The following is a 14,124-nucleotide window of genomic DNA, read 5'->3' on the forward strand; positions in this document are numbered from 1 at the left end:
TCCGAGGACAGTGGCGGACACCAGCGACTTCAAGAACGGCCTTGTGCTGAAGATCGACGGTCAGCTTCAGCAGATCGTCGAATTCCAGCACGTCAAGCCGGGCAAGGGGCCCGCCTTCGTGCGGACCAAGCTGAAGAACGTGCTGTCCGGCAAGGTTGTCGACAAGACCTTCAACGCGGGCGTCAAGGTGGAGACCGCGACGGTCGACCGTCGCGACATGACCTACCTGTACCACGACGGTTCGGACTTCGTCTTCATGGACGGCGACACCTTCGACCAGATCTCCATCTCCGAGCAGACCATCGGCCCCGGCGCCCGGTTCCTGCTGGAGAACATGACCGTGCAGGTCGCCACGCACGAGGGCGCGCCGCTCTACGTCGAGCTCCCGGTGACGGTCGAGCTCGAGGTGCAACACACCGACATCGGCCTGCAGGGCGACCGCTCCACCGGTGGCACCAAGCCCGCGACGCTGGAGACCGGCGCCGAGGTGCAGGTTCCGCTGTTCATCAACACCGGCGACAAGCTGCGCATCGACTCGCGCGACGGCAGCTACCTCGGCCGAGTCAACGCCTGATCCACTGCGGCGGGTGCGGCGGCGCAGCGCGGCTGTCGCCGCCAATCAATACAGCAAGCAGCGGATGGGCCCGAAGGCGGCACGCGGCGTGACCCCGGACGGGCCCTCCGCTGCCGCCATGGACAAGCGACCGGGATAATGGTGACTGTGGCGGAACAGCCAGTAGACAAGAAGTCCACGTTCAAGAAGCTCGGCGCGCGGCACAAGGCCCGCCGTCGCGCCGTCGACCTGCTCTTCGAGGCCGAAGCGCGGGACGTGGATCCGGCCGACCTGCTCGACGAGCGGGTGGATCTGGCGACGCGTGACCAGGCGGTCGCGCCGGTGCATGCCTACACCCACACGCTGGTCGAGGGCGTCGCCGACGATCTGGACCGGGTGGACGGCACCATCGAGTCATATCTGAAGGACTGGGAGCTGTCCCGGCTGCCCGCCGTCGACCGCGCCATTCTGCGGATCGCGGTGTGGGAGTTGTTCCACGCCAACGATGTTCCGCCGGTCGTCGCGGTGGATGAGGCGGTGGAGCTGGCCAAGGAGCTGTCCACCGACGATTCGCCGTCGTTCGTGAACGGTGTGCTCGGCCAGGTGGTGCTGGTCGCGCCGCAGGTGCGGGCCGCCGCGGCCGCCACTCGTGCGCCGCGTCCGGAGCCGGAGGCGTGACGAAGTAGCATCACCGGCTCGTCGGAAGTCACCGTCTACGAACGGGATTCGACCACCCCGAACCGAGTCGTCCACGCAGCCGCATGCCTTCGGGTGTGCGGCTGTTGTCGTCTCCGGGTGGCTCCCGCTGGTGGGTGTACGGAAACCAGCGGGAGCACGACCGGCATCGCTCGGCGATGCGCGAACAAGGCGGGAATAGGGTCTCCCGGCCTCGTCCACGATCTTGGTACCTCAACTGCGCTCGAGGTCAAGGCGGCGGGGTGTGCCGTGGGCCACCTGGGCCGCAGCGCCACGGCCGTGCGACCATGCCTGGACGTCCGTTGGCGCGCACGACTTCTCGCATCCCTCGTCAGGAGCGATTCGGGCCGCCTATTCTGGTGGAAACGCAGGGGAGCGCATGGCACGGCTACTGATCTGGTTCCGCAACAACGTCGACGGATCCTTCGCGGTGATCCTTGCGATCACCGTGGGACTGTTGCAGTTCCTCGACGTCATCGGCACCGACCAGGTGAATGCGGCGATGCTGCTCGTGCTCGGCCTGGTCGCGATCACGCTGCTGCGTGATCGGCACCTGTCGGCGAAGGCGGTGCGGGACGCGTCCTCGGTGCATCTGCTGTACGGGCCGGAGATCGGTCACGCGCACACCCTCGCGCGGCGCGGCACCGAGCAATGGATCTTCAAGGGCGGCACCGGAACCTATATCCGCGCGGTGACATTGCGCGAATGCGTGGAGAACGCGCGGCGCGAGCAGCGCCCGCTGCGTGTGCAACTGGAGATCCTCGACCCCGCCAACGAACAGCTGTGCAAGACCTACGCGCAGTTCCGCTCCTCGCTGTCGCCCGAAGCCGACCGGACCGGGGAGCAGTGGACCACCGACCGCACCCGCAAAGAGGCGTTCGCCACGATCCTCGCGGCCTGCTGGTATCGGCAGCGGTTCACCTTCCTCACCATCGACGTCGGTCTGTCGTCGGTGATGACGACCTTCCGCTGGGACCTGTCGTCGAGTTGCGTCATTGTCACGCAAGACAATCCGAACACCCCGGCGATGATGTTCGAGCGGGACAAGCCGTACTACCGCGACTACAACCGGGAGCTGGTCGCCAGCTTCAAACAGACCAGGCAGGTTCCGCTGAGCCGCAGCGAGGAGCTGCCGCTGGCCGACGAGCCGAGCGTTGATCAGGTTCGTGGCCTGTTCACGGTGCTCGGGATGGAACTCCCGACCGCCTTCACCGATCGCGACGTCGCCGACATCGTGCGTCGCGCGCTCCAACCCAGAAATCCGTACTAGTGAACGAATACGACCGTCTCCGAACGTTGATCGGCTCAGAAACCGCCGCCCCCGAGGTGCGGCGCTGGGCCCGCGAACTCCTCGCGGCCATCGTCGACGGTCGTAGCGCGCTGACCGCCGTGCGACATCCGCTGGGGTTCTTGTGTTTTCCCGCGTGGCGCGGTGTCGGCCTCGGCATCTGCGTGCACGTGTGGACCGAGGGCGTGCGCGCCGAACCGACCACCTCGCCGATGCACGCCCACAGCTGGGACCTGCTCAGCACCGTGCTGTACGGCACGGTGGGCAACGAAATCTTGGACGTCGACACCGCGGCGGCCCGACCGACCCACCGGCTCTTCGAGATTCACAGCGCGGCCGACGGTGATCTGGTCCGCGCCACCCGGCGACTGGTCACCTACCGCATCCGCTCGCACGAACAGTTCCACCGGGGCGAGGTGTACACGTTGCCGCACGGCGCCTTCCACGTCTCCGATGTGCGGGGCGAGGCGGCGACGGTCGTGCTCGGCGAGGATCGACACGAGCGTCCCGACCTGTCGCTCGGCACACTCGCCACCACCGACCACTGGGTGCATCGAATCTCGTGCACTCCCACCGAAACCCGGCGTGCCGCGCGAACCGTGCTCGCCAACCTGCGGGACGAACCCCTGCCGGACCACCTGGAGGACCGATGCGAGCGAGCGACGTGATGAATCTTGTGGTGCCGGACACCATCGTCGAGGTTGCCGCCGACGTCGCCGCCGCGGCGATAGCCGAAGCGGGCCAGGCGATCCGGTCCGGCCTCACCGGTGCGTTGACCGTGCGGACCAAGGATGCGAGCGGTGACTTGGTCACCGACCTCGACCTACGGTCGGAGCGCATCATCCTCGACCACATTCGCCGTGCCTTCCCGGATCACCGCATCCTGGCCGAGGAATCCGGCTGGCAGGACAGCGCCGACGACTCCTGGTGCTGGATCGTCGACCCGTTGGACGGCACCAACAACATCGCGATCGGCCTGCCCGTCTGCACCATCGGTATCGCCCTGTGCCACAACGGAATACCGGTGCTCGGCATCGTGCACGAGCCGCTCGCCGACCGCACCTGGTCGGCCGTTCGCGGCCACGGCGCCAGCGGGCCCGACGGCCCCCTGTGGGGTCGATCGCGCCGCTCCGGGTCGTCCCCGACGCTCGCCTGGCTCCAGGGCTACCCGGTCACCCGCACCGACCCGACCGCTCGCGCACTGCGCCTCACCCTGGAATCCGCGTCCCGCAGGCTGATCCAACTCTGGTCCCCGCTGCTCTGCTGGATCATGTTGAGCCGAGGCGACATCGACGGTTTCGTCGGCTACCGCGCCGGCATCGTCGACCTCCCCGCAGGCGCCCTCATCGCCCGCGAATCCGGCATCGACCTGACCGACTTCGCGGGCACCCCCCTCGCCGACCGCCTCGAACTCCCCTCCGGCGAAGTAGATTTCATCGCCGCCACCCCCGACGCCCTCGCCGACCTCACCTTCCTGGTCAAATCCGCCGCCCAAGTAACCGTCACCGGCCTCCCCACCTGACCCGCACCCCATCCGAGCGCGATTTCGTCATCGAGGGGGAACTGGTGCAGGTATCGGCCGAGAAGCCACCTGCAGCATTACCCCCTCGGCAGTAAGCCAGCCCGCCAATCCGACATACCGAGACCATCGGCATCCTGTAGACCGTCAATCGCGCCCAGCTCCGCCTCAAAGCCGAAAACCGCACCACTTCTGTGGATCCGCACCCCTTCTAGCAGCCCAGAACGAGTGCGAATCCACAGAACCAGTGCGGATCCGACGTCCTCGATCGCGAACCCCCCCGCAGCCGCACACTTTCTGTCTTCCCGCACACGATTTGGCATGCAAAATTGTGTGCGGGAACTCAAAAGGCGTGCGGGACAGAGTCTTTGATCTTGAATCTCTGTCTTTGATCTTGAAGTTCTCGAAACGGGAGCACAGCCAAGTAACCCGGCTGGGACAAGAGAACACGCGCCCGACTGCGGAGGTCAGCCGGGTACGGCAAGCGACGCCACCACGCTATCCAGTGCAAACCCTTGGCTGCCGTACTCGTCAGGAGACCGTGGACCCGAAGGAGCTTTGCCTTCGCCGAGCCCAAAGCGGCACGTGCGCAGACCAACCCGGCCCGTGGGGCGCGGCCTCGGACGGGCGCGGCTTTGGAGGGGCGCGGCTTTGGGGGTTGGTGCGGGTTTTGTAGGGCGTGTTGCGTTTGGGGTGGTGGTTTATCCGCGGGTTTGACGGTTTCCTGGCGAGCGGGACGGTTTCGGGGTTTGCACTGGATAGCGTGGTGGCGTCGGGTGCCGTACCCGGCTGACCTCCGCTGTCAGGTGCGGGTTCTCTTGTTCCAGACCGGGTTGCTTGGCTGTGGTCCGGTTCAAAGATCTTGAAAGACATCGACGGTAGTCAAATGGTGGGCGTCTCGGTGCGTACTGCCACCATATGACTCCCGTCGATGAAGTTGATCAACCATTTGACTCCCGTCGATGGGGCGGCAACCATTTCTCTCCCGTCAACGTCAACGTCAGCTCATGAGGAGGAGGGTGGTTACTGCGCCGGTGGTGCCGAGGAGGGCTAGGCCGAGGCCGGTGAGGACGAAGCGCAGCATGGGGACTCGGACGTTGTGGGTGCGGCAGAACTCGAGGCAGAGCAGGGTGGCGAGGGATGCCCACGGCGTGACGATCGGGCCGATGTTGGTGCCGATCAACAGCGCAAGGAGTTGGTTGCGGTTTTCCGGGGGGACGACGGCCTCGCCCGCGGTGTAGGCGGGGAGGTTGTTGGCCACGTTCGAGAGGGTGGCGCCCGCACCTGCCGCGCGGAATGCGCCTACCGCGCCGGAATCCGAGCCGATCAACGTGTGCATGAGGTCGGAGAGACCGAGCCGGCCGAGGGTGGGGACGACGAGGAACAGGCCGACGACGAAAACCAGCAGCTGCCAAGGGATCAGGGACAGGCGCAGAGACGCGCGGTCGAAGATGGCGAACGCAAGCACCGCGATGGCGGCGGCGATGGTGGCGGCGATACCGATGCGGTCGCCGACGAACGGGATCGCGCCGATGAACAGCAGACACGCGCCCGCGGTGGTGTAGAGCAGGGTGCGTTCTTTGGCGTTCTCCGGGCGGACCGGTTCGGGCGGCAGGTAACGGTCGGTGTCCCGGCGTCCGCGCCGCCAGTACCAGATCCACAGGCACAGCATGGTTGCCGCGATCGAAACGAGCTGGGGCGCCCACATTTTCGTGGCGAACTCGGTGGCCGTCAGCGCGACCCGGTCGGCGGCGAGCAGGTTGGTCAGGTTGGAGACCGGCAGCAGCAGGCTGGCCGTGTTGGCGAGCCACAGCGTGGTCATGGCGAGGGGCAGCGGCGGGATGCGGGCGGGCACGGCGAGCGCGAGCATCACCGGAGTGATCAGCACTGCGGTGGTGTCGAGGTTGAGCAGGATCGTGGTCGCCGACGCGAACAGCACGCACAGCAGGAACAACGCCGGATAGTAGCCACGGCCGAGAATGGCGAGCCGGTGCGCGATCACGTCGAACACCTTGGCCTGCCTGGTGAGTTCGGCGAGCACGATCACGCTGCCGAGGAACAGCAGCAGCGGACCGATTCTGCGCATGTTGTCGGCGGCTTCGTCGCGCGGCAGCAGCCCGGTGAGCACGCACAGCAGTCCGGCGATGAGCAGCGCGATCCGGACCCAGTCCAGCACGCTCAAGCCCCAGCGGGGCCGTTCGGACGGCGCAGGGGCACTCGACGGTGGGTTCCGTTCGGAGGAGTCGACCTGTTCGGGCACACCGCCATGCTATTGGCCTGGGCCATACTGGGTGCGTGACACAGCAGGGTGGGCGGCCGCGGGACTTTTTCATCAGTTACTCCCCAGCGGACGAGAGATGGGCGACGTGGCTTGCGTGGCAATTGGAGAGCGCCGGTTTCCGCACCCTGATCCAAGCCTGGGATTTCGTGCCCGGCACCAACTTCATCGACTTCATGGACCGCGGCGTCCGCGACTCGACCGTGGTGCTCGCCATCCTCTCCGACAACTACCTCCAGTCTCGTTACGGGACAATGGAATGGCAGGCCGCGTTCCGCACCGATCCCGGCAAGCTGATGCCGATCCGGATCGCCGACTGTGCATTGGAGGGCCTGCTCGCCACGCTCACCTATGTCGATCTGGTGAACGTGCCGACCGAGGAGGAGGCCCGCCGAATCCTGCTCGAGCGCGTGCGGCACCTGCACGCCGGCCGTGCGAAGCCGAGCACCGAGCCCGGTTTCCCCAACGGGGCGGCACTTCCGGATCACTATGCCGAGGAGGATCGCGTAGGCACGGTCGAGTCGCCACTGAGCAGGCGCACTCCCGTTGCCGCCCCGGCCTTTCCCGGTGCGGCACGCGGCGACGAGCACCGCACCGGCGTCAGCGTGCTGCACGTGGCGGGGCCCCGGTTCGGCCGTGGCCTGTTCGCGCCCGACGAGCCGAGCACGGCCCGCGAGCTGCAGGCCAGGATCTGGTCGAATGTCAGTCAGCTGGTCAGCAACGGCGTGCCGAAACCCGACATGATCGTGGTGACCGGCGATCTCACCGAATCCGGCCGCCCGCGCCAGGTCGACGAAGCGCTCACCTTCCTGACGGGGCTGCGGGTGCTGCTCGGACTCGAACCGGACCGGCTGATCGTGGTGCCAGGCAACCACGATGTTTCGAAGATGGCCTGCCACGCCTACTTCCTGAATTGTGAAGCGCGCGAACGCAGGCCGCAGCCGCCGTACTTCCCGAAGCTGGAGCAGTTCGCGCGGCTGTTCAGCGAGCTGTATCAGGGGCTCGACCATCTGGTGTTCGATGTCGGGCAGCCGTGGACCCTGTTCCCGATTCCCGAATTGCGGGTGGTGGTGGCGGGTTTGAACTCGACCATGGCCGCCACCCACCTGCCCGACGACGACTACGGCCGGATCGGCGAACCCCAGGCGACCTGGTTCGCCGAGCGACTACGACCGTTCGAGGAGATGGGCTGGCTGCGGCTCGGCGTGGTCCGGCACGATCCGCTGCCGGGAACCGCTGCGTCGCCGCATGATCCGGCGCTGCTGCGCGACGCCGACACCCTGTCACGGTTGCTCGGTGGGCGGCTCAACCTGCTGCTGCACGGCCCGGGTCCCGGTGGGCTGCACCTGGATCGGTTGGACGGCAAGCTACCCGTGCTGCCCGCCGCCGCGGCGGGCCGCGACGAGATCATCCACTTCACCGCGGAGGGGCTCGCCCGGTTCTCCGCGACCTCGGCACCGGCCGGGGCGCCCACCGCGAGCCTGGCCCAGCCGTGGTCGAATGCCGTTGCGGCACTGGCCTCGCACGCCCAGCACGAACTCCCCGCCGCGGAGGGGCCCGAAGAGCCGCCCGTCGAAACGCCGACCATCATCGACCCGCACGGCAGGCTGCTCGAGCGGGTGGCCGAGGTGTGCGAAACCAGGCACGAGGGCGCCAAGATCCGCCGCGTCGAGTCCGATCCGCCGCACCTGATCATCACCCATCAGCGGGACGAGGTCACCGCGCAGTGGCGGGTCGGCGTGCACGTCGGCGACATGACGCGACAGGTGGTCGAGGACTTCCTCGGCAACGAGCCGGAATACGGCTCCGAACTCGTCTATCGCGGTGCGCCACCGCCGCGTTCGCTGCGCGAGGAGGCGGCCAGCCATGGTCTGCGGGTGCGCAGCTTCACCGAGTTCCAGGGCCTGCTCGATCTGGACGACTATCTCGCCAAGCAGGTGGATCGGCTGCGCACCGACCGCCGCTATCCACCGGATCTCTATGTACCGCAACGCTTCCGGATACTCGAACATGGCGACCAGCTGATCCGCGACGATCTCGTCGCCGAACTGCTGCGCCTGGTCGCCGCGGATCACGGCCGATTCGTGCTGGTGCTCGGCGATTTCGGGCGCGGTAAGACCTTCGCGCTGCACGAGCTCGCCCGCCGGATCACCGAAACCAGGCCCGCGCTGATTCCGATCCTCATCGAGCTGCGCACCCTGGACAAGACCCATTCGGTGGACGGCCTGGTCGCCGCGCACCTGGCCAACCACGGCGAGGACCGGATCGATCTGAAGGCGTTGCGCTACATGCTCCGTGAGGGACGGGTGGTGCTGCTGTTCGACGGCTTCGACGAGCTGGTCACCCGGATCAGCTACGAGTTCGCCGCAGACCATCTGGAAACCCTGCTGCAGGCCGCGGTCGGCAAGGCCAAAATCATTGTGGCGAGCCGCACTCAGCACTTCGAGTCACGGTCGCAGGTGCTGACCGCGCTCGGCGAACGGGTCGGCATGCTGCAGGATCGGCGCATCCTCAACATCGAGGAGTTCGCGCCCGCGCAGGTGCACGCCTTCCTCACCAACCGCTACGGTGGCGACAGTGAGCGCGCCGATGCCAGGATGCGGTTGATCACCGGCATCCAGGACCTGCTCGGGCTGGCACAGAACCCGCGCATGCTCAGCTTCATCGCGGACCTCGACGAGCGGCGGCTGCGGGCGGCGGCGGGCGCCAAACAGACGGTCGGCGCGGCCGGTCTGTATCGGGAGATCCTCGAATCCTGGCTCGCGTACGAGACGGACCGCACCGCGACCACCGCAGGCTCGATGCCCGGCCTGCGGCTGCACGAATTGTGGCTCGCGGTCACGGCTTTCGCGCTGCGCATCTGGGAGACCGGCGAACCGTATCTACGGCTGGCCGAGTTGACCGACGTTGCCCAGCATCTCGTCGAGATGACCGGCTCCAATCGAATGTCGGTGCAGCAGTCCGCACATGCCATCGGCTCGGGGAGCCTGCTGGTGCGCACCGAGGACAACCTGTTCGGCTTCATCCACTCGTCGGTGACGGAATGGCTTGTCGCCAACCACATTGCCGAGCAGTTCGCGGCCGGCGTGCGCGCGCCTGCGCAGCTCGCGCACGCGCCGCTGTCGCAGCTGTCCATCGACTTCCTGTGTGACCTGGCTGATGTCCGGCTCGCGCGTGCCTGGGCCGACCAGGTGCTGGATGATCCGGTCGCCGACGAGGCCGCCCGGACGAACGCCATCCGCTTGACCACCCGGCTGCGCACCGCACCGACCGCCGACCTGCGCGGCGCGAGCCTGGCCGGGGAGGACCTGTCCTACCGCGACATGCAGGAGGTCGACCTGACCGGCGCGGACCTGACCGGCGCCCGCCTGGTCGGGGTCAACTTGGACCGGGCGGTGCTGCACGGCGCCCGGTTGGTCGGCGCGCGGCTCGATGAGGCGAGCCTGGTCAACGCGGACCTGACCGACGCCGATTTCACCAGGGCCCGCCTGGCGCGCACCAACCTGACCGCCGCGCGCGGGCCGGGCAGTCGTTGGACGCGTGCGGCGTTGCTGAACGTCACCGGCATGCCGATGGGCACCGACCTGCGGGGTGCTGCCGTGGTGCCGGGCTCGGTGGCGCGCACCGAATTCGCGCCCGCCGCGGTCGGGGTCCGGCACGGCTTCCATGCTCGCCACGGCCGGTTGCCGCAACCGTTGGCCTACAGTCCGGACGGCGGCACCCTTGCCGTCGGCAGCGATGACGGCGGCGTGCTGATCTGCGACACCGAGACGGGCCTGCCGCTGCGCACGCTGCTTGGCCATCGGGCCCGCTCGTTCGCGGTCGCCTACACCGACACTGTGCTGATCAGCGGGTCCAGCGACGGCACCGTCGACATCTGGGACGCGCAAAGCGGCGAGGTGCGCCGAATCCTGCAGGGGCACAGCGAATGGCCGTGGCCGGTGGTGCTGAATCGCGCCGGTGATCTGCTTGCCACCGGCGACGCGGAAGGCACGTTGCGGATCTGGTCGCTGCCAAGCGGCGACCTGCTGCACGCGTGTGTTCCGGACGGCGGCCGGGAATTGATCTACAGCTTGGCTTTTCACGACGGCGTGCTTGCCGCCGCCTACCGCGACGGCGTTGTCCGGCTGTGGGATGTCGAAACCGGTCGCGAGCGTGGTGAATTCGTCGGGTCGCCGGGCGCGGTGTTCCGGATCGCGTTCGATCCGACAGGTGGCTTGCTCGCGGTCGGCGGCAGCGGCGGCACGGTCGCGCTGTGGGATCCGGTGCGCTGCGAGCGGATTCGCGACATGCCCGGCCACACCGGTCGGGTCTACACGCTGGCGTTCCATCCGCGGCTTCCGCTGTTGGCCAGCGGGGATACCCATGGCGGCCTGCGCATCTGGAACACCGAGACGGGCGCCTGCGAGCACGCGCCTGCCGACCACGGCGCGGCCATCTACTGGGTGGCCTTCGATCCGACCGGCGACCTGCTGGCCTCGGGAGACAGCGCCGGGCTGCTGTGCTTGCGCGACAGCACGACCGCGGAACTGCGGCACCGGATCACCGCGCACACCGGATCGATCTGGCCGTTCGTGTTCCGGCCGGACGGCGGTCAGCTCGCCGTCACCGACGATCAATTCACCACGCGGCTCTGGGATCCCGCCACCGGGACGTCGAAACACGTCCTGGTCGGGCACGGCAGGCAGGTCAAGTCGGTGACCTTCAACGCGGACGGCAGCCTGCTGGCGGCCTGCGGCAACGACGGCGTGGTGCGGTTGTGGGATCCGATGTCGGGCAGCCTGATTCGGCGCCTGGTCGGCAGCGAGGATCGGCTGCTCACCTTCGAGTCGGCGCTGTTCAGCGGGAAGCAGCCGAATCAGCTCGGCCTGGTCGGCAACGACGGACGGCTGAGCCTGTTCGATCTCGACGGCGATCTGTACCAGCGGCATATCAATGTCGAGTCCGCACCGGTCTGGGCGGTCGCCTTCGATCCGGAAGACCGCTACGTGGCCACGGCCAACGACGACGACACCGTGATCATCTGGATGCGCACCACCGGCGCCCTGCACGCGGTGTGCGGCGAACATCGGGGACGGGTGCGGTCGATCGCCTTCAGCGCCGACGGCAGCCTGATGGCCACCGGCTGCGACGATGCGGTAGTGCGGCTCTGGGATGTCGAGTCCGGTGAGTTCCTGCGGGAAATGCGCGGGCACAGCGACCGCGTGTACGCCGTGGTGTTCTGCGGTGACCGGCTTGCCAGCGTTTCCTGGGACACGACGGTGCGGCTCTGGGATGTCGCGACCGGCGCGAGCCTGCACGAGTTGACCAGGCACGCCGGGCGGCTGTGGGCGGCGGCGGTCGATCCGGCGAGCGGGCTGCTCGCCACTGCGGGCGACGATCTGGTGATTCGCCTGTGGGACATGGCAACCGGGCGACATCTGCACACCATGGAGGGCCACAAGCGGCGGGTGTGGTCGTTGGCGTTCCATCCGTCCGGGACGCTGCTGGCCAGCGGTGGCGACGACGGCAACACCATCCTGTGGACGGTGCCCGGCGGCGACCACTCGGACGCGCAGACCGCGCCGGCCATTCGTGCGGAGCTGCTTGGTCTGCCGGAGGGGTGGGCCGCGCTGGCGCCGGACGGCCGATACAAGTTCGAGGGCAACACGGCAGGCCAGTTCTGGCAGGTGATCGGCATGTCGCGGTTCGAGTCGGGGGAGTTGGATCCCTACCTCGAGGACGTCGGGCAGCTGCCGCCGGAGGTGCCGTTCTGAGTTCCCGCGGCCACCGGGGCTGCCCGCGTCTATGCTGAAAATACCGGTGTCGCAGGGGAATAAGCGATATCGGTCGGGCGGTCGACGACACGTCCTGAGAGAAAGATAGTGTCCTTCTTGCAACGTTCCCGTGTGAGGAGATTCGCCATGGTCGAGAAGGAGCAGTCGGCTTCGGCCGACCCCACCGCGCTGCGGACCGAGCACTATGCGCCCGAGCAGGCATTGGCGCTGTTCGACAGCCTGCCCGCGGTGCTGGCGGACGAGATCACCACCGGACGCTGGCAGGGTGACGAGGTCGACACCGGACATCCCTTCGCGGGCGTACTCGTCGCGTCGGGGTGGTACGGCAAGCAGTTCGACGACGTCGACACCGTGCATCCGTTGCTGTTCGCCACCGGGGCAGGCGAGATCTTCCCGGTCGACCCGCGACGCGTCCCGCTCGGGCTCGCAGGCAAGGTGCCGGTCGCCGGCATCCAGGCAGGCAAGCGGCTGCTGCCGCTGCTGCGTCCCGTGCTGCGCACCAGCAAGCCGACGGCGCGGTTGCGCAACGTGGAATACCGCGGGGTCAGCAGTGCCGCGATGATCTACGACCACCTGCCGATCATCGATCACTTCCGGCGAGTCGACGAGCGCACACTGCTCGGCGTGATGGACATGCGCGGCTTGGCAGAGCCGTATTTCTTTCTCCTGCATCAGTAATCCGCCGCTCGCCGGCGGGCGAACGAGGAGGACAGAAGATGGAGCGCACTACCTGCCTGGTGGTCGGCGGCGGCCCAGCCGGGATGATCCTCGGACTGCTGCTGGCGCGCGCCGGAGTCGACGTCACCGTGCTGGAGAAACACAACGACTTCCTGCGCGACTTCCGTGGTGACACAGTCCATCCCACCACCCTCGACCTGCTCGACGAGCTCGGGCTCGGCGCGGAATTCGCGAAGTTGTCCGCGCGCAAGGTCGACCAGATCGCGTTGCCGACCACCTCGGGGCTGCAGACGCTTGCGTTGCTGAAAGACCTGCCAGGCAAACACAAATACATCGCCATGGTGCCGCAGTGGGATCTGCTCGACCTGCTCGCGCGGGCCGCCGACAAGGAGCCGAGCTTCCATCTGCGGATGAATACCGAAGCGACCGAACCGCTGTGGTCGGCGGGCAAGGTCGCCGGTGTTGCCTATCGGACCGCCGACGGCGCCACCGGTGAGATCCACGCCGACCTCACCGTCGCCTGCGACGGCCGCTCATCGGTGCTGCGCGCCGCCGCCGGTCTGCCGTCGCGGAGTTGGCCGACGCCGATGGACGTGTGGTGGTTCCGTATGCCGCGCAACGACACCGATCCCGCGGGCGTCATCCCGATCGTCACCGCACACCGTGCCGCGGCCCTGCTCGACCGCGGCGACTACTGGCAGTGCGCCACCCTCATCGCCAAAGGCACCGACGAGGCCGCCAGGCGCGGACCCGTCGACGAGATCATGCGCAGCATGGCCGATGCGGTGCCCTGGTTGCGGGATCGCGTCGACGCCCTCACCAGCTGGGACGAGGTCAAACTGCTCGACGTCAAACTCGACCGCCTCACCACCTGGTACACCGTCGGCATGCTCTGCATCGGCGACGCCGCCCACGCCATGTCGCCGGTCGCGGGCGTCGGCATCAACCTCGCCGTCCAAGACGCGGTCGCCGCCGCCAGAATCCTTGCCGCCCCGCTCCTTTCCGGCACCGTCAGCACCCGCGACCTGGCGCGCGTGCAACGCCGCCGCGCGTTGCCCACCGCGGTAACCCAAGGGATGCAACGCTTCCTGCACGCCAGAGCGATCCGCCCGGCCCTCGAAGGCACCATCGACATCGCCAACTCCCCACAGGCGCCACTACCTGTCCGGATCCTCCGCCGAATCCCCGTGGTACGCACCATCCCACCGTTCCTCGTGGCGCGCGGCATCCTGCCGGAACACGCTCCAGACTTCGCGCGGCGCAGTATGTATTGAGCCGAGGCGTGGCGTGCTGCCGGGACGCGCCGCGGCTCAGTACGTACTGAATCGAGAGGGC

Annotated in this window: 10 protein-coding genes; 9 read left to right on the forward strand and 1 reads right to left on the reverse strand. The window is 67.8% G+C overall.

What is annotated here, in order from left to right; genetic code table 11:
* Nucleotides 1-10 precede the first annotated feature (10 nt).
* The 6 genes from efp (at nucleotide 11) to ACGFNJ_RS26070 (ending at nucleotide 4,059) form a co-directional block, all read left to right on the forward strand.
* Nucleotides 11-574 carry an elongation factor P gene (efp, locus tag ACGFNJ_RS26045; protein ID WP_393454164.1) on the forward strand — a complete coding sequence of 188 codons (564 nt, stop codon included), beginning with the start codon at nucleotides 11-13 and terminating at the stop codon, nucleotides 572-574.
* Nucleotides 575-587: 13 nt separating this feature from the next.
* Nucleotides 588-713: a hypothetical protein gene (locus ACGFNJ_RS26050; RefSeq protein ID WP_393453242.1), complete on the forward strand. Its 126-nt coding sequence runs from the start codon at nucleotides 588-590 to the stop codon at nucleotides 711-713.
* A gap of 8 nt (nucleotides 714-721) precedes the next feature.
* Entirely contained in the window at nucleotides 722-1,231 is a 510-nt protein-coding gene (nusB, locus tag ACGFNJ_RS26055; RefSeq protein WP_393453245.1) for a transcription antitermination factor NusB, read from the forward strand.
* 397 nt (nucleotides 1,232-1,628) lie between these two features.
* Nucleotides 1,629-2,519, forward strand: coding sequence for a hypothetical protein (locus tag ACGFNJ_RS26060; RefSeq protein WP_393453247.1), 891 nt, complete (start codon nucleotides 1,629-1,631; stop codon nucleotides 2,517-2,519).
* A 26-nt stretch (nucleotides 2,520-2,545) separates the two neighbouring features.
* Entirely contained in the window at nucleotides 2,546-3,205 is a 660-nt protein-coding gene (locus ACGFNJ_RS26065; protein WP_393453250.1) for a hypothetical protein, read from the forward strand.
* Complete coding sequence (locus tag ACGFNJ_RS26070) at nucleotides 3,187-4,059, forward strand: inositol monophosphatase family protein (protein ID WP_393453253.1); 873 nt, start codon at nucleotides 3,187-3,189, stop codon at nucleotides 4,057-4,059. The genes ACGFNJ_RS26065 and ACGFNJ_RS26070 overlap by 19 nt, the downstream gene beginning before the upstream one ends.
* Before the next feature lie 997 nt (nucleotides 4,060-5,056).
* Here the strand turns inward: ACGFNJ_RS26070 and ACGFNJ_RS26075 are convergent.
* The gene (locus ACGFNJ_RS26075) at nucleotides 5,057-6,316 is read right to left on the reverse strand and encodes an SLC13 family permease (RefSeq protein ID WP_393453256.1); all 1,260 of its coding nucleotides are present in this window, start codon (nucleotides 6,314-6,316) and stop codon (nucleotides 5,057-5,059) included.
* 35 nt (nucleotides 6,317-6,351) lie between these two features.
* Between ACGFNJ_RS26075 and ACGFNJ_RS26080 the strand changes: the two genes are divergently transcribed.
* From ACGFNJ_RS26080 to ACGFNJ_RS26090, 3 genes are all read left to right on the forward strand, one after another.
* Complete coding sequence (locus ACGFNJ_RS26080) at nucleotides 6,352-12,090, forward strand: TIR domain-containing protein (RefSeq protein WP_393453259.1); 5,739 nt, start codon at nucleotides 6,352-6,354, stop codon at nucleotides 12,088-12,090.
* A gap of 147 nt (nucleotides 12,091-12,237) precedes the next feature.
* A complete protein-coding gene (locus tag ACGFNJ_RS26085; RefSeq protein WP_393453262.1) occupies nucleotides 12,238-12,789 on the forward strand; it encodes a DUF4334 domain-containing protein in 552 nt (183 codons plus the stop codon).
* 38 nt (nucleotides 12,790-12,827) lie between these two features.
* Entirely contained in the window at nucleotides 12,828-14,063 is a 1,236-nt protein-coding gene (locus tag ACGFNJ_RS26090; RefSeq protein WP_393453265.1) for an FAD-dependent oxidoreductase, read from the forward strand.
* Nucleotides 14,064-14,124 lie beyond the last annotated feature (61 nt).

The sequence above is a fragment of the Nocardia sp. NPDC049149 genome, from assembly GCF_043197455.1.
In the GTDB taxonomy this organism is placed as follows: domain Bacteria; phylum Actinomycetota; class Actinomycetes; order Mycobacteriales; family Mycobacteriaceae; genus Nocardia.